Here is a 23,604-nt window from a genome sequence, read left to right as displayed (position 1 = left end):
CAGGGCAGCCGGCCGGAGACGAACTGCCAAGCCGCTCAGAGTTTGTCGATCGAACGCTTGAGCTCCTCAAGCTCCGGGTCTACCTCGCTCACCTTTACCGGCTCGAGCTGGGCAGCAGCTGAGTTTGCCAGGGGCAGGGATACCGGTGTCCCACCGGCCAGGCGATTTTTCAAAGCCGCCAATTCATCGTCAACCTCCGGGGCCCCTTCAAGCGCTGCAAACTGACTCTCCAGATCTGCTCCAGCCAGCTCAGCGGCGGCCTGGCTGCGAGCCTCCAGGGTCTGCACTTTTTCCTCCATGCGCTCAAAGGCGGCCATGGAGCTGTTGGTGCCCAAGCTGCCCACGGCGCTCTGCAGCTGCTCCTGGGCCTGGGCCGCCTGGGCGCGGGCCTTGAGCATGTCCTTCTTGGTTTTGGCCTCGGCGATCTTGCTCTCAAGTGACACCAAGGTCTTTTTGAGCTGCTCCACCTGACCCGCCTGGCTCTGCAGCTGAGTGTTGAGGGCAGTGGCGGTGTCCTGGCAGGTTTTGCGGCGCCCTAAGGCTTCGCGGGCCAGGTCTTCCTCACCCTTCTTGAGAGCCAGTTCAGCGCGCTCGTACCACGTTTTAGCCTGAGAATCGGCCTGCTCCGCCTGATTCTGGATGCGCTTTTGGCTAGCGATAGCAGTAGCCACCGCCTGGCGCAGCTTGATCAGGTCCGACTGCATGTCGGCCACCGATTGATCCAAAATCTTGGAAGGGTCCTCCATCGCGCCCACCGCCGCATTGGCGTTGGCGCGGATCAGGCGGCTGAGGCGGTCAAAGAAGCCCATCGGAGGCTGCAGGGGCAAGGCTTGAGGTTAGCCAGGGTTTGGCTTGATTCAGCAGCGGGATTGCCGCACCGCCGATAGGGTCAAGTGATGGCCAAGGCCCCCCGGCAGCAAACCCGCCAACTCGGCAATCTGAGCCTGCTGATGCCGCCACCCCGGCAGCCCGCCAGCGCCCTGGCCAGCTGCCTGCGGGAATTGGAGCAAAGCTGGCAGCAGGGCGGCCACCTGGCAGCCCTATGGCAGGCCTGGCCCCGCATCGCCGGCGCCCAGCTGGCACCCCACTGCCGGCCCCTGCGGCTGCACAGCGGCCTGCTCACCGTGGGCGCCGCCCCTGGCCCCTGGCTGCAAGCGCTCCAATACAACCGCCATCAACTGCTGGGGGCCCTACGCGCCAACGGCTTCACCGTGCGCGACATACGCCTGGAGCAGCACCACCCCAGCGCCGCCGTGCCCCCCGGCCGCCAGCAGGAAGAAGAAGTGTGGAGCGTCCATCCCAGCCGGGTGGACGTCCACGGCATGGCTAGCTGTCCCCGCTGCACCAGCCCGGCCCCCGCCGGTGAGATGGCCCGCTGGGGCCATTGCAGTTTCTGTCGGCAAAAGCAGCTGACCCAGTCATTAGAAGACGCGCAGCCTCAGTAGCGCTCGGGCCTCGGATCGCGCCAATCGGGGCTCAAACCCTTTGCGCGCAGCTGGGCCGCCCGCTGCTCAAGGCGACTGCGCTCCAGGCGCCAGAGGGCGTAGATACCGCGGCGACTCAATAGCTGGGGTTGAAGTCCCTGCCAGTGGGGCTGGGCGGCGGTGCCGGAATCAATCACCACCAACACACTCGGCTGCTGCGCCGGCGTGCTGGCGGCTTGGCCTGGGCGGCTCTCATGCCGCAGGCGATCGGCCAGGTTCACCAAATGCTGGGGCTCATCACCCTCGAAGATCACCACCCGGCGGCTGTAGTAGTGCAGCGAGGGTTTGAGCATGCCGAGCATCGCCAGGGGCTCACTGGGCCGGCCGGCGGAGCGGGCCTCAGCCGCGAGCTCCCGCACCGGGGCGGCCCGCAGCCGATCCCCCAACTCCACCAGCGGCAGCAACACCGCCGGCACAAACGCTGCCAGCGGCAGCTGCAGGGCCAGCAGGCCCGCCAGAGCGTCCTTGCGCCAGCCCGCCCAGGCTCCCAGCAGCAGGGCCAAGGCCCAGAAGGCCGCACCTAGGGGCACCCAGGGCGCGGCCGACAACTCAGCCACCAGGCTGGGCATCTCGGGGGCCTCAATCAGCGGCAGCCACAGGGGGCCTGCCGCGAAGCCCCCGGCCACCACCGCCGTTAGCAGCAGGCTCAGCCCCCAGGCCCAGCGACCGTTCCGCTGGGCCGCCAGGGCCACCAGCAGGCCCGCCGCCGGCGTGGCCGGCAGCCAGTAGCTGGGCAGCTTGGTGGCAGCCGCCGTAAAAAACAGCAACACCGCCAGCAGCCAGCAGGCGGCGAAGCGCTGCAGGGAGAGCTCTGGCGCCAGGGGCTCGGCCGGCAGCCAACGCCAGCGCAGGCGCCCCAGGCCCTGGGCCAGCCCCAGCAGCAACAAGGGAGTGACCGGCAAGCTGGCGATCACCAGCACCGGCCCGAAGAACCACCAGGGCGCCAGGTGGTTGTTCACCACCGCGGTGAAGCGCTGCAGATTGTGGTAACCAAAAAAGCTCTGCCAGAACGGCTCCCCCTCCACCAGCAGCGCCAGGCCATACCAAGGGAGCGCCACCAGGGCGGTGAGTGCCAGCCCGGGCAGGGGCCGCAGCCGCGCCCACAGCCCGCCCAGATCCGCCTGCAGCCAGCCAAATAAAAGGAGCGTGAGCCCGAGCAAAAGCACCGCCACCGGCCCCTTGGCCAGCACCGCCAGCCCCAGCACCAGCCAGGTCTGCCACCAGCGGCGCCCGCCTGCGGCGTAGCAGCGCCAGCTCAGCAGCAGGCTGAACCCCAAACACCCCGCCAGCAGGGCATCACTCACGGCAATGCGGCCCCAGACCAACGCCAGGGGCGAAAGGCCGTAGGCCAGGGCGGCCGCCAGCGCCGTGGCTCCTGGGGCCCGGGAGCGTTGGGGCCAGCGCAGCAGCGTGTGGGCCAGGCCCAGCATCAAGGTCACGCTGGCCAGGGCCGAGGGCAGCCGCGCCGCCCAGGTGCCCAGGGGGTTCCAAGCCTGCTGCCCCGGCAGGGCATAAAGGGCCCCCATCAGCCAATACACAAGCGGCGGTTTGTCGTAGCGGGGCAGGCCGTTGACGCGGGGAATCAGCCAGTCGCCCGTTTCAGCCATCGCCCGCGCCGAGGCGGCGAACAGCGGCGGTGTTTCATCCACTAGCCCGGTGCTGCCGAGCTGCCACACGAAGAGCAGCAAGCCGATCGCCAGGGTGCAGAGCAAGACCAGGCGATGGCGGGCCAACGTCGCCGGTGGGGGCTCAGCGCTTGGCAGTTCTGGCGTTAAGCGCTGTGGCAGAGGGCGTTTTGCCGAAGCATTCAACGTACTGAAGCGCCCATTCAGCCCATCAGCCGCACCGGCCCCGGATAGGCCGCAAGTTGCTGATCGGCAGTGATCAAAAGCAGGCCATCAGCGCTGGCCTGGGCCAGCAACAGCCGGTCAAAGGGATCGCGATGCAGGAGCGGCAGTGCGGCCACAGCCAGAGCGTGATGGGCCTGGATCGGCAGTTCCTGCCAACCGCCATCAAGCAGGGCTCGGCGCAGCAAGGCTGGCTCCACCCGGAAATCCGGCCGCCCCAGCGCCTGTTTGATCACCAGCTCCCACAGGCTGGCCACACTGAACACAGGCGTATTGGCGGGATCCTGCAGCATCGCCGCTAGGGCCGCTGACAGCCGCTCGGGCGAGCCCATCGCCCACACCAGAAGATGAGTGTCGAGCAATATGCGCATCGCTGGCCTCAGGCGCCTTCAAACAGATCGGCGATCTCGGCGGCGCCCAGCTGATCAAAGTCGTCGGGCACCTGGCACTGGCCGACCAGCAGGCCCAGGCGCCGCAGTGGTGCCGCAGCAGCGCCTGCCTCGCTGAGGGGGGTGACGCGCACCATGGGCCGGCCGGCCTTGCAAATCACAAACGGCTCCCCCGCTGCTGCCTCATCAACCAGCCGCGATAGGTGGGTCTTGGCCTCGTGCATGTTTACCTGCCGCATGGCTGTAATCCGCCTCCCAGATTTGACCAGCTTAGTCGACTAAGAATCCATATCGCCTTTCACAAACCCAAACCAGCCAGCAACCACGCCTCCACCCGCTGCGCCAGCACCGCCCGCGTGGCGTTGGCCTCCACCCAGGCCCGGCAGGCACGCCGCTCGATCGCGCCCACCTGCGCCACCGCCGCAGCCAGGGCCGTCACGTCGTCCGGCTCCACCAGCAGTCCGGTGAAACCCGGCTGCACCAGCTCGCCAGGGCCGCCGCGGCGATAGGCCACAACCGGCACACCGCAGGCCAGCGCCTCCACCACCACGTTGCCGTAGGCCTCATTCCACTTGGGGGTATTCAGCAGGGCCTGGCAATGGCCCAGCTGCTGCTGCAGCTGATCGGTGGGCAAGAAACCCCGCCACTGCAGGGTGCCAGCCGGCACCGACGCCTCCACCGCTGCCGCATAGTCCTGGTCTTCCACCAAACCCCACACCGCTAGGGGTAACCCCAGCTGGGCCGCCGCCGCCGCCGCGTCCTCCAGCCCCTTCTCCGGCGCCACCCGGCCGGCCCAGCCGAGCAGCGGCTCAGGCTCGGCGCAGAAGCCATAGGCGTCTAGGTCAAAGCCATTGCCCAGCACCACCGGCGCCTGGGGCAAACAAAAATCCTCCGCCTGAACGCGCGTATGAAAAGCAAGGCGCCGCTGATCCCAAGCCGCCAGCTCGGCAATCGCCAAATCCATCGCCTCACTCACCGAACCCATGCTCACCAGGTGAAACAGGGGCAGGGGCGCTATGGGCGTCAACCAGAGAGGCAGCCAGTCGTAGGCCAGGTTGATCACCGCCTCAAAGCCGGCCCCAGGCCCCTCCAATAGCGCCCGCCGCCAGAAGGCCTGCAGCAGGCCATCGGCCGGCATCGTGATCGCGGCATTGCGCTGCTGGTGCTGGGCGCTGGTCTGGGAGCTGCCGCTACTGGTCCAAAGTTCGGCGGCGAGGCAGGAGCTGGGCAACACCGACCCCTCGGCCGCCAGCACCGTCACCCGGTGGCCCCGCCCCAACAACCCCGCCACCAGGGCGCAGGCCGTTAGCTCCACACCACCGCCGCGGCCACTGCCCAGGGCTCCCACCGGAGTACTCACCACCAGGATCCGCATCAGGGCTGCTCCAGCAGGGAGGTGCCGCGCCAGAGCTGCTGGCGCCGGTTGATCAACAGCACCGACACCAAGGCCAGCAGGGCCCCGAGCCACTGCAGCGGCTGCAACTGCTCACCAAGCAGCCAAACCCCACAGAGCAGGGCGAAGACGGGAGTTAAGAAGGTGAGAGCGGTGAAACCTGTGAGGTCACCACTGTTGGCAAACCAGAAAAAGAGGCCATAGGCCAGGGCGCTGCCGAGCACGGTGGCATAAGCCATTAATCCCCATTCTCCCAGGCTCCAGCTGGGCAGCAGGGGCCCCTCCCAGGCGACCCCGCCCAGCAGCGGCAGACCACCAAGCAGAAGGTGCCAGCCGGTAATTGCCACCGGATCGCTCTGGCGGCTGGCGTAGCGACTCAGCACCGTGCCGATGGCCATCGCCGCCGCAGCCGCCAGCATCCACAGCTCCCCATGGCTCCAGGCCTGTTCGCCAAGGGCGACCGGACCATCGAGCCACCAGTGGCGCAGCACCGGTGCCGGCAAACCCAGGCAAAGAATGCCTAGCAACCCCAGCAGCAGACCCACCCAGCCCACCGGATTGATCGCCTCCCCAAACAAACTGCGGGCCAGCAGAGCCACCAGCAGGGGCTGAGAATCAATAAGTACCGAACCGAGGCCCGCCCCGGTTTGGCCCAGGCCCCTAGCCAGTAGCCCCTGGAAGAGGCTGCCGTCCACCAGGGCAAAGGCCAGTAACCAGGGCCAATCAACGGCAGCCACCCGCAGCGAGCGGCCCAGCAACAGGGCGGCCAGCAGCACCAGAACCCCCGCGGGCAGCAGCCGCAGGCTTGCCACCTGCAGGGGACTGCCGGATTCCAGCAGGGGCCGCATCGCCGCCATCGCCGTGCCCCACAGCGCAAAAGGGAGCAACATCAAGGGCCATCGCAGGGCCTGGGGCATGAGCTTCCTGGCCGGCGAAGGCTTTGTTTTTAAGATCCAACCACTTCACCTATCCCAAATGCCCTGGCCCTGGCGCCGCAAGACCCGTCGCACCCTGGCGCGCATTGCCATCGAAGGACCAATCGCCGGCCCCACCCGCAGCCGGGTGATCAAGGCCCTGCGCCAGGTGGAGCAACGGGAGTGTCCTGCTCTGTTGCTGCGCATCGATAGCCCCGGCGGCACCGTGGGCGACAGCCAGGAGATCTACAGCGCCCTACTGCGCCTACGAGAGAAGGGCTGCAAGGTGGTGGCCAGCTTCGGCAACATTTCCGCCTCAGGCGGGGTTTACATCGGAGTTGCCGCCGAAAAAATTGTGTCCAACCCAGGCACGATCACCGGCTCGATCGGCGTGATTCTGCGGGGCAACAACCTCTCCAAGCTGCTGGAGCGGCTGGGCGTGAGCTTTGAAACCGTCAAGAGCGGTCTCTACAAAGACATTCTTTCGCCGGATCGCTCTCTCAGCGAAGGGGAACGCAAACTGCTGCAGAGTCTTATTGATTCGAGCTACCACCAGTTTGTGGAGGCCGTAGCAACGGGAAGGGGGCTTAACCAAGAAACGGTGCGCGGCTTCGCCGATGGACGGGTGTTCAGCGGCGCCCAAGCCCTGGAGCTGGGTTTAGTAGACGTGCTAGGTGACGAGGAGACGGCCAGGCGCCTGGCCGCCGAGCTGGCCGGCCTCGACCCTGAGAAAACCCGCCCAATCACCTTTGGCACCCCGCCCAAACGCTTTGGAGGTGTGCTGCCGGGCCGCAGCCAACTGCGCCAGCTGATCGAGAGCTTCAGCCTGGAACTGGCCTGGAGCGGTCAACCCCTGTGGCTATACAGGCCATGAACGCTGGTTTTGTGCTGCGGGCCCTGCGCGGGGCCACCACCGCCGAGCTGAACAGTGTCGAGGCGATTCAAGCCTGCGTCAAGGAGCTTGTGGATGCCCTGATGGAGCGCAATGGACTCCAAGGCGAGCAGCTGGTGTCGGTGACCTTTTCGGTAACCCGGGATCTCGATGCCTGCTTCCCAGCGGCCATCGCCAGGCGCCAGCCAGGCTGGGACCAGGTGGCTTTGCTCGATTGCCAGCAAATGGAAGTAGCCGGCGATCTACCTCGCTGCATCCGACTGCTGGCCCATGCATGGCTGCAACCGCAGCAGATACCGGTGCACCCCTACCTGCGCGAGGCAGCTGGCCTGCGTCCCGATCGGGCTCAGCCATAGGCCCGCCGCCACCTTTGGGGCCGGCCACCTCAGGCACCGGGGCAGCAGCTCCCTGCTGAGAATCGAATCACTTAATGATGCAGCCCTGATGGGTTTCCCTCGCCTTCGCCACCAACTCGCTCTCCCGGCCCTGGCCGCCAGCGCCGCTCTCGTTACTGGAGCAGTTGCCCTTAGCACCGGTATCCAGCCGAGCCTGGCCCAAGGCACACCCAGCCTGATGGAGTTCCGCTGGGATAACACCAAGGACTACCGCAAGCTCTACTTCTTCATGACCGACACCCAGCGCCTCAAGCGCTCGGAGTACTACTTGATACTTAGACCAAAAGATCGCAAAACCGCAATTCTCAAATTAAGCATAACCATCCCAAGCTATTTCGACGCCAAAATTGACCCCAAGCGAATCCAGCTATGCAAGATGAGTGAGGGCGGCATGATGTCTCGCACCAGGTGCAAGGAGACCATTCCAGCCACGATCGAAGTAGCAGCCAACGGCAGCGCTATTGAGATTTTCCCAGACACCCCCATACCAGACACGGGCACCATCGGGGTGTACATGAACATCTTCAATCCCTTCAACATCGGGATGTATCAGTTCAATGCCTTAGCCCAAGCCCCCGGCGACGTGCCGATGGCCGGCTACCTGGGCAGCTGGCTGATTCAGATCGATCCACCTAACAACTGAGCTGAGCCGGTACTGAGTAGGGGCGGTACTGACTGGGGGGGGGTGCCAACCCCGCCTGATAGGTTGGCCCTTACGCCCATTACCGACGCAATAAGCGCAGCGAAGAGCCAGCCATGACCAAGCGCACCCTGGAAGGAACAAGTCGTAAGCGCAAGCGCGTATCTGGTTTTCGTGTGCGCATGCGCAGCCACACAGGCCGCCGCGTAATCCGCACCCGCCGCCGCCGCGGCCGGGCCCGCCTCGCCGTTTAAGAGCCTTGGCCTTGCCCCAGTGCCACCGGCTCAAGGGGCAACGGGTGTTTGACCGTGTGTATCAGAAGGGCCGCAAAACGCACGGCCCTTTTTTGTTGCTCCGCGTTTTGGACGCCCTGCCCCAACTCCTACCTACAAAGCAGCAGTCAAGTCCCCCCAGCAGCTGGCGCTGCGGGATTGTGATTAGCAGCAAGGTGCACAAACGATCCGTGCGCCGCAATCGCCTGCGCCGCCTGCTGCACGAGCACCTACTTGCCCAGCAAATCGGCGATGGCCAGCGCTGCCTCTGGCTGCTACTCAGCCTCAAACCCGGCAGCGCTGAGCAATGCCCTCAGGCCTTGCTGGGAGAATGCAGTCAACTTCTTCACCAAGCAGGCCTGACGCGATGAGTACTGCCCCCACCGCCTCCATTCAGGAAAGCGTTTTCTACGAAGGCGGGCCCGCCAAGGGAGATCTGATCTTCAATTTGGTGCTCGGGCTCACCCTCATCGGCATTCCTTTCGCCGTTGGAGCGATCGTGCGGGCTCTATGGCTGCGTTTCCGGATCACCAGTCGCCGCATTGAGGTGAATGGTGGCTGGCTGGGGCGCGACCGCACCCAGGTTGTGTACAGCCAAATCAGGGAGGTGCGCAGTGTGCCCCGCGGCTTCGGCCTCTGGGGCGACATGGTGCTGGTGCTCAACGACGGCTCCAAGCTCGAGATGCGCGCAGTGCCAGGGTTCCGGGAGCTCGAGGCCTACATCGAGGAGCGCCGCCAAGCCAAAAGCTCCACACCCAAGGGCATGGCCGCCTAGACCATCAGTCACACTGAGCCCACGCTCCCCCCTACCTCGAGAGCCCCTCTGCCGTGATCGGCTACATCTCCGACAACCTGCTGCTCCCAATCCTCGATTTCTTCTACGGATTGGTGCCCAGCTATGGACTGGCAATCATCGCCCTCACAGTGGTGATCCGCCTCGCCCTGTTCCCGCTCAGCGCTGGCTCGATCCGCAACGCCCGCCGCATGCGGATCGCCCAGCCCGCTATGCAGAAGCGGCAGGCCGAGATCAAGGCCAAATACGCCAGCAACCCCCAGAAGCAGCAGGAGGAGCTGGGCCAACTGATGAAGGAGTTCGGCAGCCCCCTGGCTGGCTGCCTGCCCCTGCTAGTGCAGATGCCGATCCTGTTTGCACTGTTCGCCACCCTGCGAGGCTCACCTTTCGCGGATGTGCCCTACACCCTCAACCTCAAGGTTTTGCCCGCTGAGCAAATCGCCGCAGTCGAGCCCAAGCCCTTCAACAGCGCCAGCCATTCGATCTTCGTTACCGAAACCACCCACGTGCCGGTGATCGCCAGCCTCGAAGGCGGCACCAAGCTGGGGGTGGGTGATTCGGCCCAGGTGAAGCTGCACACCAAAGACGGCTCGAGCTTTGCTTCGGTGTTGCAGGGCATCGACCACGGCGACGCCTACACCCCCGCCTGGAGCGTGACCAAGGGAGAAGGCGTCGTGAGCGTGGCAGCTGATGGCACGATCACGGCCCTAGGCACCGGCGACGCCACCGTGGAGGCCAAGATCCCCGGTCTGGCAGCCCGCAGCGGCTTCCTGTTCATCAAGGCCCTCGGCCAGGTGGGCTTTATGACCGACGGCGCCGTGAACTGGGACATCGCCATCTTGGTGGCAGGTTTCGGCGCCAGCCTTTTTGCCTCCCAGATCCTTTCTGGCATGGGCATGCCCGCCAATCCTCAGCAATCCACCGCCAACAAGATCACCCCGGTGATGATCACCGGCATGTTCCTGTTCTTCCCCCTGCCGGCTGGGGTGCTGCTCTACATGGTGGTGGCCAACATCTTCCAGGCCCTGCAGACCTTCCTGCTCAGCCGTGAAGCCTTGCCCGACAACCTGCAGGCGATCCTTGACCAGCAAATGGCGCAACAACCCGTGACTGTGTCTGCCAGCGGCGGTCGCCTGCCCTTCGAACCCAAGGGCAAGAAGTGACCCGTGTCCAATTCACCGCGGCCAGATCAATCTGAGCAGATTGGCGGGGAGCGGCTTAGACCTGTTCCCATCTCGGATCTGCGGCACCTGGAAGCTGGGCGCCATTGGCAGATTGACCAAACCATCGAGGGTCTAGCCAGCCTCACACCGGTTCGCGGCCAACTGCACGCCAGCCATCGAGGCAACGTGCTGGAGGTGGTGGGCAAAGCAGAAACGATCGTCACCCTCTGCTGCGACCGCTGCCTCCAGCACTTCAACCATCCCCTGCGCGCCAGCAACCAGGAACTGCTTTGGATCGGCGAACCCGCCCCAATCCCATCCGACTCGATGGCAATGGAGGGCGAGGCTGACGACAGCGGCCTGATGGAGCAGCTCGATCCCAGGGGCAATTTCGATCCAGAACACTGGGTATTTGAGCAACTAAACCTGCTGCTACCGATCGTTAACCACTGCGGCAGAGACTGCCCTGGTCCAGCCACCTGGAGCAGCGACGGCGACGGCATCGATTCCCGCTGGAGCGCCCTGCAGGGCCTGAACCCCTGAGCCTCCCTCCGTGACAGACAGCTGGGCCGACCAACTCGATCTACTGATCCGGGCCCGCACGCCGATTCTGTGGATCCGCAGCCTCGAGGAGGAACGGGTTGATGGCCTGCTGGAGCAAGCCGCCCAGCGGCTGGGCGGCCGCACCCTGCTGCGCTGGGACTTCATTGATGGCTTGAGCGGTGCCCCAAACCGCAGCGGCGAGGCCACTCGCAACCCAATGGCTGCCCTGGCCTGCCTCGATCCCCTGCCGCCTGAGCAGGGGGCCCTGCTGGTGCTGCGCGATTTTCACCGCTACTGCGAAGACGCCGGTGTCTGCCGCCGGCTGCGCAACCTGGCCTCGAGCCTGCGCCAGGCACCCCGCACCCTGGTGATCACAGCCCCCGACTGGGCCATTCCCCGGGAACTGGAAGACAGCATCACCTTGCTGGACCTACCCCTGCCTGATGCCGAAGAGATCCGTCAACTGCTCAGCACTATTGCTGGCGCCAGTGGTTACCCGATGGCACCGGCTGTGTGCGAACAGCTCACCGCCGCTTGCCACGGCCTCAGTGAGCAGCGGGTGCGCCAGCTAGCTGCCAGGGCCCTGGCGCGGCGCGGCCAACTCGGGGAGGCGGATTTAGCCGAGGTGCTGGAGGAGAAACGTCAGGCGATCGCCAAGAGCGAGCTGCTGGAGTACTGCCCAAGCGAGGCCAGCCCCGCCGATATCGGTGGACTCGAAGCCCTCAAGCACTGGCTAGAGCAGCGCCACATGGCCTTCAGCGAAGAAGCGATGCGCTACGGCCTGCCCCTACCCCGGGGCGTGCTGCTGGTGGGCCCCCAAGGCACCGGCAAATCGCTCACCGCCAAGGCGATAGCCCACAGCTGGAGCATGCCCTTGCTGCGCCTGGATGTGGGCCGGCTATTCGCCGGCTTGGTTGGGGCTTCAGAGGCCCGCACCCGCGACATGATCCAGCGGGCGGAGGCGATGGCGCCCTGCGTGCTCTGGATAGATGAGATCGACAAAGGCTTTGGGGGCGATTCCCGCAGCGATGGGGGCACCAGCCAGCGCGTGCTGGGCACGGTGCTCACCTGGATGGCAGAGAAAACCAGCGCTGTATTTGTGGTAGCCACTGCCAATGGGGTCGACAAGTTGCCAGGCGAACTGCTGCGCAAGGGGCGCTTCGACGAGATTTTCCTGCTGGATCTGCCCAGCGCTGACGAACGCCGCTCCATTCTAGATCTGCAGCTGCGTCGCCGCCGGCCAAAGCACACCATCACCCTGGAAGTGCTGGTAGATCGCACTGCGGGATTCTCAGGCGCCGAACTGGAGCAGACCGTGATCGAGGCCATGCACCTGGCCTTCGCCGAGCAGCGGGAATTCGGCGAAGCCGACCTCATCGCTGCCGCTAGCCAGGTGGTGCCCCTTTCGCGCACCGCAAGGGAGCAACTGGAGGCGCTGCAGGCCTGGGCCAGCGGCGGCCGGGCTAGGCCCGCTTCCCTGCCCAATGGAATAGCCAACAGCCAGGGCTAGCCAGTTTCACAACGGGTATGCCCATCAACATGAAGGCCGTGGGTCGTAGCTAGATCAGTAGCAGAATTAACGCAACACCTAGCCAACGAGGAGACAACCATGGGATTCCCATTCCTGCCGATCTCAAACAATCGCCTCGCCGCTCCTTCCCTGGCGATGGCCCTACTGATGGCCAGCACAGGATCTCTACCGGTTTTGGCAGCTAACAGAGCCAGCGCAGAGGCAACCACCTCAGAATCTGGCGCATCTGGCTGGCAAAGGATCGCGAACCAGGACGCAGACGCAGACGAAAAGAAAAAGAAAAAGAAAAAAAATCAACAGGATAAGCAACAAAATTCAGGCAAAGACAACAAACAAGGTCAAAATATAAATCAGAAAGAACGAGAGCGCATCTATCAAGAGGGACTGGAAAAGGGCAAGAAAAAGGGATACGAAAAAGGCACCACGAAGGGCTACGAGGAAGGCCTTAAATATGGCAAAGAAAAAGGCAAGGAAAAAGGCTACGAACGCGGCTATGACCAGGGCTGGGACGATCGAAGAGCTAAGGACAAAAACCAGTGGAAAGACTGGAATAGCAATAACTGGCGCGAATACAATCGCAAGAATCGCGACATCTGGACCCGACGAGTTGTTGTCAACAACAACTACTACAACAACCCAGGCTGGGCAAGAAGTTCAGGTTGGTACAACAACAGGCCATGGGGTGGCAGTTGGTATGGAGTGTCCAGCTCGCCGCCCTGGGGCTGGTGGCTTGGCCAATCCGTTGTATGGGGAGTCACCGCCCTAACAACGGCAGCCATAATAAATAGCGCCATTGATCGAGCTATTGCTCGCCAGCAGGCCTACGTTCTTGTGCCGAACACCAATTGGCAGTTGTATTACGGCAGTGTTCAGCCCATGGCGCAGTCCGGGGTGAGCTTCGCCGTCAATAATGGCTATGGCACTTACCAGATGGAAGCCGATTGCCAGCAAGGCTTGCTTAATGGCGGCGTACCCACCACCCCTGCGGAAGCTCAGCTGATCAATGCCGCTTGCCAGGTAACTTTTGGTAGCGGAGGGATTTGACATTGAAATCAAGCCCCTACCGATTCAGCAGCGGCTTACCAAGAAGCGGTGATGTCGGCGAGTAACGAACTCCGACACTAGGTAACAAGCTCGGCGCCAACCAGGGACGTAGAGGGAAATCACCTCTACGTTCTGGCCCAAGCCGCCCGAGCATCCGTGAGCCCCACTCCAAACAGCCGCCCTGAAGTGCTTAACCAACTGGCGGTGGCCTGTCTTGGGGCAGGGATCGTAACCACCGTGGCGGTGGCTCAGGGACAGAACCCGCTCACCGCCTTGGGTATCACGCTTTTTTCAGCAATCGCCGCCGTAATGGTTGGCCAGGTGCTCTAGTTAGCGCCCATCGCCAGCGGAATCCTGGGCACGGGGAAGCCATTGGCACCGAGCACGTCGATGATCATGCGATTGGTGTCGAAATACACCTGCCAGTAGTTGTTGGTGTGGGTGTAGGGACGCACCGCCAACCGGGGACCACGCTCACTGAACTCGAGCACCTCGACGTCTGCTTCCATGCCAGCAAACTGATTAGGCACCTGCTTGATGCCTTCTTTTAGCAGGGCAATGGCACGGCCTACATCAGCGGAATTGTCGAGCTGGGCCACTAGCTCAACACGACGGTAACCATGGACCGAATAGTTCTGGATGGTGTCGCCAAACAACTTGCCATTGGGGACGATGTTGCGGACATTGTCTGGGGCTAGCAGCGAAGTCACAAACATGCCGATTTCCTCCACTGTGCCGGTGATGCCAGCAGCTGTGATGAAGTCACCAACACTGAAAGGGCGGAAAATCTGCAGAAAAACACCAGCCGCAAAGTTACCGAGCATGCCACTCCAGGCCGCCCCGATGGCTACGCCGGCACCAGCAAGCAGGGCAGCAAAGCTGGCTGTCTGAATACCAAAGAAGCCGAGTATCGCTACCACCAAGATCACTCGCAAAACCGCAGCGAGGATATTGATCAGATAACCAACAACCGTCACATCCAGGCTGCTATGACGCAAACTTTTGCGCATAATGCGCATTGCCAACTGAATCAGCCAGCCACCAGCGATCCAAAGGGCTACTGCCCCCACCAATTTCAAAATAAAGGGAACAATCGTGGAGGCCACGAGCACTGACAGATCTGGAATTGGCATTGCCAACAATTCATAGATTGAACTAACTGGATCTTCACGGATCAATCGACCGATCGTCAATGCAATGCCAGGATCCGAGCAAATAAACGCTCCTGATGCCAACTGATTTCCGCGCCCAGCTACCAGCGCTAGCCAACAAGACCTACTTCAACTACGGCGGCCAGGGACCCCTGCCGAGCTCGTCCCTGGAGGCCATCACGGCCGCCTGGCGCACAATCCAGGAGCTGGGGCCGTTTACCGGAGCGGTGTGGCCTTTTGTGGAACAGACCACCAGCCAGCTGCGTCAGCACCTGGCTGGCTGGTTTGGCGTGCCGGCGCACCGGCTGGCCTTCAGCGAAAACGTAACCAGTGGCTGCGTACTACCGCTCTGGGGCCTGCCCTGGCAGGCAGGCGACGAACTCCTGATCAGCGACTGCGAGCATCCGGGGGTGGTGGCCGCCTGCCGCGAACTAGCCCACCGCCAAGGGCTTGTGCTCACCACCTTGCCGGTGGCGGATCTGCGCGGCACTGCCGATGACACAAACGAGCAGGTGCTGCAGCGATTGGATCGCCAGCTCAGCCCCGCCACCCGATTGGTTGTGCTTTCACACCTGCTCTGGAACACGGGCCAGGTGATGCCGATTGCAGCGGTAGCCGGCCAGCTCAGCTCACACCCCAAGCATCCCTGGCTGCTGGTGGACGGGGCCCAATCCCTTGGGGCCATCCCCATCGAAGCCGGTGCAGCCGCCGCTGACATCTACGGCTGCACCGGCCACAAATGGTGTTGTGGCCCCGAGGGACTGGGAGCAGTAGCCCTATCGGAGCGGGTGGTGCGCGAGGCCAGACCAACTTTGATCGGCTGGCGCAGTCTCAGCCACGAAGCCAGCGGCCAGAGCGAATTTCACACGGACAGCCGGCGCTTTGAAGTAGCCACCTCCTGCATACCCCTTTGCGCTGGTCTTGAGCAATCCCTGCACCTGTTGGAGGCGGAAGGCACCGCCGAAGAGCGCTTGGCCCTGATTAAGCGGCGCAGCGGCTATCTCTGGCAAGGACTGCAGGCAAACCCGCGCGCCCGCACGCTGTTGGAGGTGCCGCCACCAGCGGGGCTAGTCAGCTTTGAAATCAGCGGGGAAGATCCGGAAATGGTGGTGAAGCGCCTAGGTGAGCAAGGCATCTGGCTGCGCAGCCTCGACGATCCCCACTGCCTGCGGGCCTGCACCCACATCACCAGCACCGAAGCTGAGATTGACTACTTGCTGGCAAATCTCTAAAAGTCCGCACGGAAGGCGCGATGCCAATAGGAGCAGTTCTGGCCACTATGTAAAAGCCCTAGAGCCAATTGATGGCACCCATCCCTTCCCTACGCCAACTACTGCTGCTCAGCGCCTGCAGCGCCGGACTGAGCTGCACCGCACTTTTCAGTACTCCGTTATCTGCACCTCAAGCAGCCGAGGCGGCAACCCCAGTCCTGGAGAAACTCCAGGGCACTAAGGCAGCCGGCAGTAGTAAGGAATCCCCCTTTGCTGGTGCCAAAGAAACTGATGCCGCCACCAGAACAGACCTACGGATAGACCGAACCAGGCTCTGGTGGCTGTTGCTCCCCGTTGGGCTGGCCGCCATTAGCTACGGCGCCCTGCGCTCCCAAGAAGGTTCTCAGGACTGAGGGTCACTGGTCTAGATGGTTTCGCCTCAAGCGCTGGGGCGAGACCCATCCAGCAGCTGCCTCTGGACCCAGCCCGCCAATAGGGCACCAACAATTGGTGCTAGCCAGAACAGCCAAAGCTGGCCCATGGCATCGCCACCAACCCACAGGGCCACGCCAGTGCTTCGGGCGGGGTTCACTGAGGTATTGGTAACTGGGATGCTGATCAGGTGGATCAAGGTCAACGACAGTCCGATAGGCACTCCGGCCATGCTGGCAATGGCATCTCGATGGGTGGTGCCGAGAATCACCAGCAGGAAGATAAAAGTAAGCACTACTTCGATCAGAAGCGCTGAAACCAGGCCATAACCCCCAGGGGAATGGGCGCCGAAGCCGTTGGTAGCCAGGGGGTTGGAGCCGGACAGCTCAAAACCAGGTCGACCGCTGGCAATGCCATAGATCAGCCCCCCTGCAAGGGTGCCACCAAGTACCTGGGCCACGATGTAAGGCAGCAGATGGGATCCAGACATACGGCCACTTGCCCACAAGCCAAAACTCACGGCTGGATTGATGTGGCAACCAGAAATATGGCCGATGGCGTAGGCCATGGTGAGCAGGGTGAGACCAAAGGCCAGGGATACCCCGAGGAAACCCAGTCCAAGGGGATTGGCATCGGCCTGGGCGTAGGGGAAAACCGCAGCCAGCACCGCGCTGCCGCAACCACCGAACACCAACCAGAAAGTACCGATCAGCTCGGCTAGGAATCGCCTAGACATCGGTTGTGACTGGGTCATCGCTGAGACAGGGTGGAGACAGATGGCAGGCCCAAGGTATCTAGCTGGCCTGACTGGAACCAGACCAGCGTCCGAGTTTGTTGGTTTACGCCCACCAACTCAGCCGCGCGTCGCTCAGACCCGCCGGCGGCGCAGGGCTTTCTCCGCCTCTTCCCGGTCGTCGAAGTGAACCTTGGTGGTGCCGAGGATCTGGTAGTCCTCATGGCCCTTGCCGGCAATCAGCACCAAATCCCCAGGTGCTGCCGCGGCGATGGCGGCAGCGATCGCTATCGCCCGGTCGGCCTCCACCTGCATGGATGCTCCAGGGGCAATGCCGGCAGTCACATCGGCCAGGATTTGCTGGGCGTCCTCGGTGCGGGGGTTGTCGGAGGTCACATAGAGCTGGTCAGCGAGCTGGGCGGCGATCGCTCCCATCTGGGGCCGCTTGCTGCGGTCGCGGTCGCCGCCGCAGCCAAACACGCAGATCAGACGCCCCACCGTGAAGGGGCGGCAAGCAGCCAGGGCGTTGGCCAGGCCATCGGGGGTGTGGGCGTAATCCACCAACACGGCTGGATCGCCGCCGCCGTCGCCCACCACCACCCGCTCCATGCGACCAGGCACGCCGCGGAAGTTGGCTAGCCCATCTAGCAACTGGAGCAGGGGGACGCCCTGCTGGACCAGGGCCCCAACCGCCTGCAGCAGGTTCATCAGGTTGAAGCGCCCCAGCAGGGGTGAGTGAAATGCCCCCTCCCCCGCCGGCGTCTGCAGCACCCCGCGGACGCCGCCTGCCCCCAGCTGCAAATCGCGGATGAACAGCTCGGCGCTGGGGTCTTCCAGGGAGCTGCGCCAACAGGCCTTACCTAGACGGCTCACCAGCTGGGCACCCCAGGGGTCGTCGCCATTCACCACCGCCCCACCAGCCAGCAGCGGCTCCGCAAACAACCGCGCCTTGGCTTCGAAATAGGCCTGCATCGACGGGTGATAGTCGAGGTGATCCTGGGTGAGGTTGGTAAACACGGCGCCGGAGAAGTGGCAGCCAGCTACCCGCTGCTGATCAAGGGCATGGGAGCTCACCTCCATGGCACCGATCTGGGCACCGGCCTCAACGGCCTGGGCAAGCTGAGCCTGGAGCAGATCAGCGAAGGCCGTGGTGTGCTGAGCCGTCACGCTGTGGCCAGGCCAGCGATTCACCAAGGTGCCAAACAGGGCCGAAGGCCTGCCTGACGAAACGGCCAGATGCTCGATCAAATAGGTGGTGGTGGTTTTGCCATTAGTGCCGGTGACCCCAATCAGGGCCAGCCGGCGACTGGGCTGGGACCAGAAGGCAGCCGCCAGCTCTCCGGCCCAGCGGGTCAGCGGCTCAGGCGCTACCAGCACCGCATCGCCTGGTCCAGGCGGCTGAAGGGCCGCCGCGGCCTCACTAATCACCGCAGCTACCGCACCGGCCTGCAGGGCCTGGGGCCAGAAGCAGCCCCCATCCACCTGGGTGCCAGGCAGCCCCACAAACAAAGTGCCCCGCCCGATGCGACGGGAATCACAACTGATGCCGCTCAGCTCCCCGTTGGGCACGCCCACCGGCACCTCCAAACCCACCTGCTGCAGGACTGGGTGGAGCAGCTGGGTCATGGCACCGGCGAGGCAGTTGGCGCCTTTCTAAGCGTCCTGGCTGGAAAAACCGTGCTTCTGCAACCAAACCTGCAAGCTGGCGCCAGCCAGCCGGGGCGGCACCCTGGGCAGCTGTCGCTCTCCCTGGCCGGAGCGCACCTGCAGCACCGGCACCTCCAGCCCAAAACGGGCCTGCAGGGCGGGATCACCATCCACATCGATCAACTCCAGCGCCAGCGGAGGATCGAGGGCGCGCAACTTCTGCTCCAGTCCCTCGCACAGACAGCACCCCTTGCGGGTTAGCAGCAGCAAAACCGGAAGCCCGGGGGAGGGGGAGGGCGAAGCGGGAGAGGGCCAAGAGGGAGTGGAGGAGAGCATCAATCGGGCACGGGATCGCAACCGCAGGCGGTGAAGGGATGACAACGCAGCAGCCGGCGCAGGGTGAGCCAGCTGCCCCGCCAGGGCCCATGGCGGCTGATCGCCTCGAGGCCGTAGGCGCTGCAACTGGGAATGAAACGGCAGCGGGGCCCCAGCAAGGGCGAAATCCACTGGCGATAAAAGCTGATCAAGGCGAGCAATAGTGCCGCCAGGCCACTAGTAAGCAATTGGGTCGGCAACTGGGTTGACTGGTTGATCGGCAGTTGGGGTGAAGCCCCAAGCTCGGCCTGTTGCAGCGAGGCGAGGCCAGGCTCTGGCTGGAGATCGAGGCTGCGCGGCCCAACCGATAGGATCGATCGTTGGCGCGGCACAGCTCGAGTTAGCGGGTTCATCCCAGCATGCTCGATACCGCAGCGCCTTGCCTCCCAAGGGAGGTACTTCGTCCTTTGAATTTGTTTTCATGTCTCGCTACCGCGGCCCTCGTCTGAGGATCACGCGGCGCTTGGGAGACCTTCCCGGTCTCACCCGTAAGTCCGCCAAGCGGTCTTATCCCCCCGGTCAGCACGGCCAAGCCCGTCGCAAGCGCTCCGAATACGCCATCCGCCTCGAAGAGAAGCAAAAGCTTCGCTTCAACTACGGCATCTCCGAACGTCAGCTGGTTCGCTACGTCAAGAAAGCCCGGGCCCAGGAGGGTTCTACGGGTACCAACCTGCTGAAACTGCTCGAGAACCGTCTCGACAATGTTTGCTTCCGTCTGGGTTTTGGCCCCACCGTCCCCGGCGCCCGCCAGCTGGTTAACCATGGCCACGTGACCGTGAACGGCCGCGTCGTGGATATCCCCAGCTACCAGTGCAAGGCCGGCGATGTGGTCGCCGTGCGCGAGCGCAAGCAGAGCAAGCAATTAGCTGAAGGCAACTTGGCGTTCCCGGGTCTGGCCAACATCCCGCCCCATCTGGAGCTCGATAAGAACAAGCTCGTCGCCAAGGTGATCAGCAAATGCGAGCGCGAATGGGTCGCCCTTGAGATCAACGAACTGCTGGTGGTTGAGTTTTACTCCCGCAAGGTGTGAGCGACTGGCTGCTGCGGCAGCCCCGCACTCCCCAAGCCCTCGCCCTGTGGCGGGGGCTTTTTGTTGCATTCATTTTTATAGCGACCGGCGTGGCGACCGGCGTGGCGGCTGGGATGGCGGCCGGAATGGCGGCAATGCCCAACCTGCGCGCTTCTTAGCTAAACCATGGCTTAGCTAAGTCTTGCAAACACAAACATCAGTCGCTGCCGATCATCAGTCGCTGCCGATCAAGGTCTCCAGGGCGGCGGTCACATCGGCCTGACGCATCAGCGCTTCGCCCACCAGCACCGCCTCGGCGCCAGCACCCAGTACCCGGTCGAGGTCGTCGCGGGTGAACAGGCCCGACTCGCTCACCAGCAGGCAGCCCTTGGCGCGGATGCGTTCGCCGTAAACGGCAGTGAGCTGCTCGGTGGTGGCCAGATCGGTATGGAAGCTGGCTAGATCGCGGTTGTTGATACCGATAAGTTGCACGCCATCAAGGCCCAGCACCCGCTCTAGTTCCTCGCCGTCGTGCACCTCCACCAGCACGGCCAGGCCCAGAGCCCTGGCCACCTTGAGCAGGTAAGCCAAATCCTGGTCGCTGAGAATCGCAGCGATCAGCAGGGCAGCATCGGCCCCGGCGGCGCGGGCCTGATAGAGCTGATATGGGCTCAGGATGAAGTCCTTGCAGAGCAGGGGCAGATCCACCGCCTGGCGCACCTGCACCAGCACCTCAAAGCCACCCTGGAAAAACTGCTTATCGGTGAGCACCGAGAGGCAGCTAGCGCCACCGGCGGCGTAGCCCTTGGCAATCGCTTCGGGATCGAAGTCCTCGCGAATCACGCCCTTGCTGGGGCTGGCCTTTTTCACCTCGGCGATCACCGCCGGCTTGCGGCAGGAGGCCCGCAGAGCCGCCAAAAAATCCCTGGTCGCCGGCAGCTCAGCCACCTGCTGTTTGAGCTTCTCCAAGGGCACCCTCTCCCGGGCGGCCGTTATCTCCCGATCCTTCTCCCAGAGGATCTGCTCAAGAATGTGACGTGGCTCGCTGTCCTCGTGACGGATGGCGTATTCAAGAAAGGCCACCTTCACCTTGGGGTTGGGCGGCCGGCGACGGATCTCCATGGTGCTCAGCCTGCCACCGCCATGGCTGCTTGCTTGTAGGCCACTTCCACCACCTCGCTCAAGGTCGGATGGGTGTGCACCTCCGTGGCCAGTTGCACCACGCTCTGGCGGCGAGCCACGGCGTTAGCGATCTCCTGGATTAGGTCCGCCGCATGCAAGCCAAAGATGTGGGCGCCCAGCACCTCACCACTGGCTTTGTTGAATAGCAATTTCATCAGGCCTTCGCCCTCGAGTTCAGCCAGGGCCTTGGAATTGGCCTTGAAGTAGCTGCGCACCAGGCCCAGCTCGAATCCCTCTTGCTCAGCCAGGACTTTGGCGTCTGCCTCGCTCAGGCCCACCGAGCTGATCTCCGGGTGGGTGAAGGTGGCCGCTGGGATTGAGCGGTAGTCGATCTGGCGGCTGTGGCCAAGAATGTTGTCTACCGCCACGGTGCCTTGGGCGGCGGCGGTGTGGGCCAGCATCATCTTGCCGGTCACATCGCCTACGGCCCAAAGGTGCGGCACCGGCTCACCGCCCACCAACACCCGCATCCGCTCGTCGACTGGCACGAAGCCCCGCTCGGTTTCCACACCAACGGCAGCCAGGTTGAGCTCGGCGCTAGAGGGCACCCGCCCAGTTGCCACCAGCACCGCATCCACCTCCAGGGTTTCCACCAGCTCCTTGGTGGCCATGTCTGCCAGCTCGATCTTCACCGGGCAGCCGGGGGTCACCTTGCGGGCCAGCAGGCCGGCGCGGGCATCGATGTCGCGACCGTCGATCAGCTTGCGGGCGGCGAGCTTGGCGATGTCGGGATCGAAGGTGGGCATCACCCGATCCAGGGCCTCGATCATCGTGACCTCGCAGCCTAGGGCCGTGTACACATCGGCAAATTCCAGGCCGATGTAGCCGCTGCCGATGATCGCCAGCCAGCGGGGCAGCCACTCGAGGTTCACCGCCTCATCGCTGGTGAAGACGGTGCGCCCATCGGTCTCGATGCCGCGGGGCACGAAAGGCTCGGAACCGGTAGCCAGAATCACATCGCGGGCGCTGATGGTGCGCTCGATGCCACTGCCGCTCTCGCGCACCGTGACCTGCTGAAGGCCGGCCAGGCGGCCCTGCCCCCGCAGGATCGTGGCACCGGCGCGCTCCAGGGTTTTGGTGAGATTGCTGCGGATAGTTGCCACCAGCTGGTTTGCATGGTCGGCGATCTTTTGGCGCTCAAAGCGCACTGGGGCGGCGTGGATGCCGAAGCCCGCCAGATGCTCGGCGTCGGCCAGCTCCCGCACCCGGCCACTGGCCGCCAGCAGGGCCTTGGAAGGCACACAGCCCCTGTTCACACAGGTGCCGCCCATGTCGCGCGACTCAACAATGGCGACCCGCAGGCCATGGTCGGCAGCGTGCTTCGCCGCATCGAAGCCGCCATAGCCGGCACCGATCACGATCACGTCGTAATCGAAGCTCGAACCATCAAAACGGAATCCGTCAAAACGCGATCCGTCGAGGGGGGCGTCGCTCACCGGGCAGCACTGCGGTTGTTGACGGGCATTCTCCCCCGTCAAGCTCCTGCCTGCTGGCGCAGACGCTCGAGCAGTAGCGGAGCTGCCGCCACGGCCACATTGAGGGATTCCACCACTGGGCTGTGGGGAATGGTGACGCGCTGGCTGGCCAGGGCCTGGAGCTCCGCTGACACCCCGGCCCCCTCGTTGCCAAGCAGCAACACCGTGGGCCGGGTCCAATCGAGCTTCCAATAGGGAATAGGTGCCGAAGTAGCAGCCACCGATCCGGTCTCGGGGCGCACCGCAACCACCAGCTGCAGGCCGGCGGCCGTTGCGGCCTGCAACCGCTCCGCCAGTTCCTGCCTGCTCTCTCGCACCAGGGGCAGGGCCAAGGCAGCCCCCGCCGAGGCGCGCAACACCTTGGGTTGAAAGGGGTCAGCCCCATCGGCCAACCACAGGGCCCCAACCCCCGCTGCCAAGGCAGTGCGCATCAAGGTGCCGAGGTTGCCGGGATCCTGGATCCCATCAAGGGCCAGCACAAAGCTGGCCACGCCTGGAGCGGCTGCCGTCGGAGGCAGCAGGCTGGCGACCACTCCGTCGGGATGCTGGGTAGTGGCTATGGCCTCCAGCACCTCAGCACTCACCAGTCGCCAACTGCAGCCTGGAGGCAGGGCTGCCACCAGCTCGCCATGGTCAGCCAGCCAAGCGGCGGTAGCCAGCAAGTCCCTGGGCTGAAGCCCTAAACGGACCGCCTCCTGCAGGAGGTGGGTGCCTTCCAGAAGCAGCAAACCCTGCTCGCGGCGACCGCGAGACTCGTGCAGCAGACGCAGCTGCTTTACCAGGGGGTTGCGGCGGCTAGTGAGCGGCTCAGCAGCACTCAAGCCATCGCGATGGATCACTTCAGAAAGCCTGGTGACGGCGCACACTCAAACCGTCGTGCACTACGAGCTCCTTGCCGTCTAAATCGAGCCCACGTACTGAGGCAACCTCACCCTTCAAGCCTTCGGCATGCAGGTTTTCGACCAATTTCTTGAGGACAATGTCCTCGATCGTGGATTGATCAAGGCTGTCGGGAGTAAGGCTCTCAAGGAATTTGCCTAACTTCGAGGCCATCACCTCGGAAGCGTTTGAGATCTTGAGAACTATCAT

General features: G+C 63.8%; 30 protein-coding genes. 15 read left to right on the top strand and 15 right to left on the bottom strand.

Annotated elements, in window-relative coordinates; translation table 11 throughout:
• Positions 1-35 precede the first annotated feature (35 nt).
• Positions 36-809, bottom strand: coding sequence for a PspA/IM30 family protein (locus tag KBY73_RS04635; RefSeq protein ID WP_254936210.1), 774 nt, complete (start codon positions 807-809; stop codon positions 36-38).
• A gap of 87 nt (positions 810-896) precedes the next feature.
• Here KBY73_RS04635 and KBY73_RS04630 point away from each other — a divergent pair, with 87 nt between their 5' ends.
• Positions 897-1,445 (top strand): DUF721 domain-containing protein, encoded by a 549-nt coding sequence (locus tag KBY73_RS04630; RefSeq protein ID WP_254935924.1) that lies wholly within the window; start codon positions 897-899, stop codon positions 1,443-1,445.
• On the opposite strand, the gene KBY73_RS04625 is transcribed toward KBY73_RS04630, so the two are convergent.
• The 5 genes from KBY73_RS04625 to KBY73_RS04605 form a co-directional block, all read right to left on the bottom strand.
• Entirely contained in the window at positions 1,439-3,217 is a 1,779-nt protein-coding gene (locus KBY73_RS04625) for a glycosyltransferase family 39 protein (RefSeq protein ID WP_254935923.1), read from the bottom strand. The two genes, KBY73_RS04630 and KBY73_RS04625, sit on opposite strands and share 7 nt — an antisense overlap.
• A 95-nt stretch (positions 3,218-3,312) precedes the next feature.
• Positions 3,313-3,702 carry a type II toxin-antitoxin system VapC family toxin gene (locus KBY73_RS04620; RefSeq protein ID WP_254935922.1) on the bottom strand — a complete coding sequence of 130 codons (390 nt, stop codon included), beginning with the start codon at positions 3,700-3,702 and terminating at the stop codon, positions 3,313-3,315.
• Between the two features lie 8 nt (positions 3,703-3,710).
• Positions 3,711-3,959, bottom strand: a complete 249-nt coding sequence (locus KBY73_RS04615) for a type II toxin-antitoxin system Phd/YefM family antitoxin (RefSeq protein ID WP_254935921.1) — start codon at positions 3,957-3,959, stop codon at positions 3,711-3,713.
• A gap of 59 nt (positions 3,960-4,018) precedes the next feature.
• The gene (locus KBY73_RS04610) at positions 4,019-5,095 is read right to left on the bottom strand and encodes a glycosyltransferase (protein WP_254935920.1); all 1,077 of its coding nucleotides are present in this window, start codon (positions 5,093-5,095) and stop codon (positions 4,019-4,021) included.
• Complete coding sequence (locus KBY73_RS04605; RefSeq protein WP_254935919.1) at positions 5,095-6,030, bottom strand: DMT family transporter; 936 nt, start codon at positions 6,028-6,030, stop codon at positions 5,095-5,097. The genes KBY73_RS04610 and KBY73_RS04605 overlap by 1 nt, the downstream gene beginning before the upstream one ends.
• Positions 6,031-6,088: 58 nt before the next feature.
• Here KBY73_RS04605 and sppA point away from each other — a divergent pair, with 58 nt between their 5' ends.
• The 11 genes from sppA to KBY73_RS04550 all read left to right on the top strand — a co-directional run bounded on the left by sppA (position 6,089) and on the right by KBY73_RS04550 (position 13,630).
• The gene (gene sppA, locus KBY73_RS04600; protein ID WP_254935918.1) at positions 6,089-6,901 is read left to right on the top strand and encodes a signal peptide peptidase SppA; all 813 of its coding nucleotides are present in this window, start codon (positions 6,089-6,091) and stop codon (positions 6,899-6,901) included.
• Positions 6,898-7,275, top strand: a complete 378-nt coding sequence (gene aroH / locus KBY73_RS04595; RefSeq protein ID WP_254935917.1) for a chorismate mutase — start codon at positions 6,898-6,900, stop codon at positions 7,273-7,275. The genes sppA and aroH overlap by 4 nt, the downstream gene beginning before the upstream one ends.
• 88 nt (positions 7,276-7,363) lie before the next feature.
• Complete coding sequence (locus tag KBY73_RS04590) at positions 7,364-7,957, top strand: DUF2808 domain-containing protein (protein WP_254935916.1); 594 nt, start codon at positions 7,364-7,366, stop codon at positions 7,955-7,957.
• A 113-nt stretch (positions 7,958-8,070) separates the two neighbouring features.
• On the top strand, positions 8,071-8,208 hold the full coding sequence (gene rpmH / locus KBY73_RS04585) for a 50S ribosomal protein L34 (RefSeq protein WP_006170261.1): 138 nt from the start codon (positions 8,071-8,073) through the stop codon (positions 8,206-8,208).
• 5 nt (positions 8,209-8,213) lie between these two features.
• Positions 8,214-8,597, top strand: coding sequence for a ribonuclease P protein component (rnpA, locus tag KBY73_RS04580; RefSeq protein WP_254935915.1), 384 nt, complete (start codon positions 8,214-8,216; stop codon positions 8,595-8,597).
• Positions 8,594-9,001, top strand: coding sequence for a PH domain-containing protein (locus KBY73_RS04575; protein ID WP_254935914.1), 408 nt, complete (start codon positions 8,594-8,596; stop codon positions 8,999-9,001). Before rnpA ends, KBY73_RS04575 begins: the two co-directional genes overlap by 4 nt.
• A 53-nt stretch (positions 9,002-9,054) precedes the next feature.
• Positions 9,055-10,182, top strand: a complete 1,128-nt coding sequence (gene yidC / locus KBY73_RS04570; RefSeq protein WP_254935913.1) for a membrane protein insertase YidC — start codon at positions 9,055-9,057, stop codon at positions 10,180-10,182.
• Positions 10,183-10,185: 3 nt separating this feature from the next.
• Positions 10,186-10,725 (top strand): DUF177 domain-containing protein, encoded by a 540-nt coding sequence (locus KBY73_RS04565; protein WP_254935912.1) that lies wholly within the window; start codon positions 10,186-10,188, stop codon positions 10,723-10,725.
• A gap of 10 nt (positions 10,726-10,735) precedes the next feature.
• Positions 10,736-12,235: an AAA family ATPase gene (locus tag KBY73_RS04560; protein WP_254935911.1), complete on the top strand. Its 1,500-nt coding sequence runs from the start codon at positions 10,736-10,738 to the stop codon at positions 12,233-12,235.
• Between the two features lie 99 nt (positions 12,236-12,334).
• On the top strand, positions 12,335-13,300 hold the full coding sequence (locus KBY73_RS04555) for a hypothetical protein (protein WP_254935910.1): 966 nt from the start codon (positions 12,335-12,337) through the stop codon (positions 13,298-13,300).
• A gap of 156 nt (positions 13,301-13,456) precedes the next feature.
• The gene (locus tag KBY73_RS04550; protein ID WP_254935909.1) at positions 13,457-13,630 is read left to right on the top strand and encodes a hypothetical protein; all 174 of its coding nucleotides are present in this window, start codon (positions 13,457-13,459) and stop codon (positions 13,628-13,630) included.
• Here the strand turns inward: KBY73_RS04550 and KBY73_RS04545 are convergent.
• The gene (locus tag KBY73_RS04545) at positions 13,627-14,433 is read right to left on the bottom strand and encodes a mechanosensitive ion channel family protein (protein ID WP_254935908.1); all 807 of its coding nucleotides are present in this window, start codon (positions 14,431-14,433) and stop codon (positions 13,627-13,629) included. The genes KBY73_RS04550 and KBY73_RS04545 overlap by 4 nt on opposite strands.
• A gap of 95 nt (positions 14,434-14,528) precedes the next feature.
• Between KBY73_RS04545 and KBY73_RS04540 the strand changes: the two genes are divergently transcribed.
• Positions 14,529-15,683 carry an aminotransferase class V-fold PLP-dependent enzyme gene (locus KBY73_RS04540; protein WP_254935907.1) on the top strand — a complete coding sequence of 385 codons (1,155 nt, stop codon included), beginning with the start codon at positions 14,529-14,531 and terminating at the stop codon, positions 15,681-15,683.
• A 71-nt stretch (positions 15,684-15,754) separates the two neighbouring features.
• On the top strand, positions 15,755-16,075 hold the full coding sequence (locus KBY73_RS04535) for a hypothetical protein (RefSeq protein WP_254935906.1): 321 nt from the start codon (positions 15,755-15,757) through the stop codon (positions 16,073-16,075).
• 26 nt (positions 16,076-16,101) lie between these two features.
• Here the strand turns inward: KBY73_RS04535 and aqpZ are convergent, their stop codons facing one another.
• The 4 genes from aqpZ to yidD all read right to left on the bottom strand — a co-directional run bounded on the left by aqpZ (position 16,102) and on the right by yidD (position 19,073).
• On the bottom strand, positions 16,102-16,830 hold the full coding sequence (gene aqpZ / locus KBY73_RS04530) for an aquaporin Z (RefSeq protein WP_254936209.1): 729 nt from the start codon (positions 16,828-16,830) through the stop codon (positions 16,102-16,104).
• Positions 16,831-16,962: 132 nt separating this feature from the next.
• Positions 16,963-18,453 carry a UDP-N-acetylmuramoyl-L-alanyl-D-glutamate--2,6-diaminopimelate ligase gene (locus tag KBY73_RS04525; RefSeq protein ID WP_254935905.1) on the bottom strand — a complete coding sequence of 497 codons (1,491 nt, stop codon included), beginning with the start codon at positions 18,451-18,453 and terminating at the stop codon, positions 16,963-16,965.
• Between the two features lie 27 nt (positions 18,454-18,480).
• The gene (locus tag KBY73_RS04520) at positions 18,481-18,744 is read right to left on the bottom strand and encodes a glutaredoxin family protein (RefSeq protein WP_396096577.1); all 264 of its coding nucleotides are present in this window, start codon (positions 18,742-18,744) and stop codon (positions 18,481-18,483) included.
• 65 nt (positions 18,745-18,809) lie between these two features.
• Positions 18,810-19,073, bottom strand: a complete 264-nt coding sequence (gene yidD, locus KBY73_RS04515; RefSeq protein ID WP_254936208.1) for a membrane protein insertion efficiency factor YidD — start codon at positions 19,071-19,073, stop codon at positions 18,810-18,812.
• 197 nt (positions 19,074-19,270) lie between these two features.
• On the opposite strand from yidD, the gene rpsD reads away from it, so the two are divergent.
• Positions 19,271-19,879 carry a 30S ribosomal protein S4 gene (gene rpsD, locus KBY73_RS04510; protein WP_254935903.1) on the top strand — a complete coding sequence of 203 codons (609 nt, stop codon included), beginning with the start codon at positions 19,271-19,273 and terminating at the stop codon, positions 19,877-19,879.
• Positions 19,880-20,092: 213 nt separating this feature from the next.
• Here the strand turns inward: rpsD and trpC are convergent, their stop codons facing one another.
• Genes trpC through KBY73_RS04490 form a run of 4 tightly spaced genes read right to left on the bottom strand, consistent with a single transcriptional unit; the run spans position 20,093 to position 23,604 of the window.
• Entirely contained in the window at positions 20,093-20,980 is an 888-nt protein-coding gene (gene trpC / locus KBY73_RS04505) for an indole-3-glycerol phosphate synthase TrpC (RefSeq protein ID WP_254935902.1), read from the bottom strand.
• A 5-nt stretch (positions 20,981-20,985) separates the two neighbouring features.
• Positions 20,986-22,476 carry a dihydrolipoyl dehydrogenase gene (locus KBY73_RS04500; protein WP_254935901.1) on the bottom strand — a complete coding sequence of 497 codons (1,491 nt, stop codon included), beginning with the start codon at positions 22,474-22,476 and terminating at the stop codon, positions 20,986-20,988.
• Positions 22,477-22,514: 38 nt separating this feature from the next.
• Positions 22,515-23,336 (bottom strand): RNA methyltransferase, encoded by an 822-nt coding sequence (locus KBY73_RS04495; protein ID WP_254935900.1) that lies wholly within the window; start codon positions 23,334-23,336, stop codon positions 22,515-22,517.
• Positions 23,337-23,355: 19 nt separating this feature from the next.
• The gene (locus KBY73_RS04490; RefSeq protein WP_254935899.1) at positions 23,356-23,604 is read right to left on the bottom strand and encodes a hypothetical protein; all 249 of its coding nucleotides are present in this window, start codon (positions 23,602-23,604) and stop codon (positions 23,356-23,358) included.

The organism is Cyanobium sp. Tous-M-B4 (genome assembly GCF_024345395.1).
Lineage (GTDB): Bacteria > Cyanobacteriota > Cyanobacteriia > PCC-6307 > Cyanobiaceae > Cyanobium_A.
Note: the sequence above shows the minus strand (reverse complement) of the source record. Positions and strands in the feature narration are given on the sequence as shown.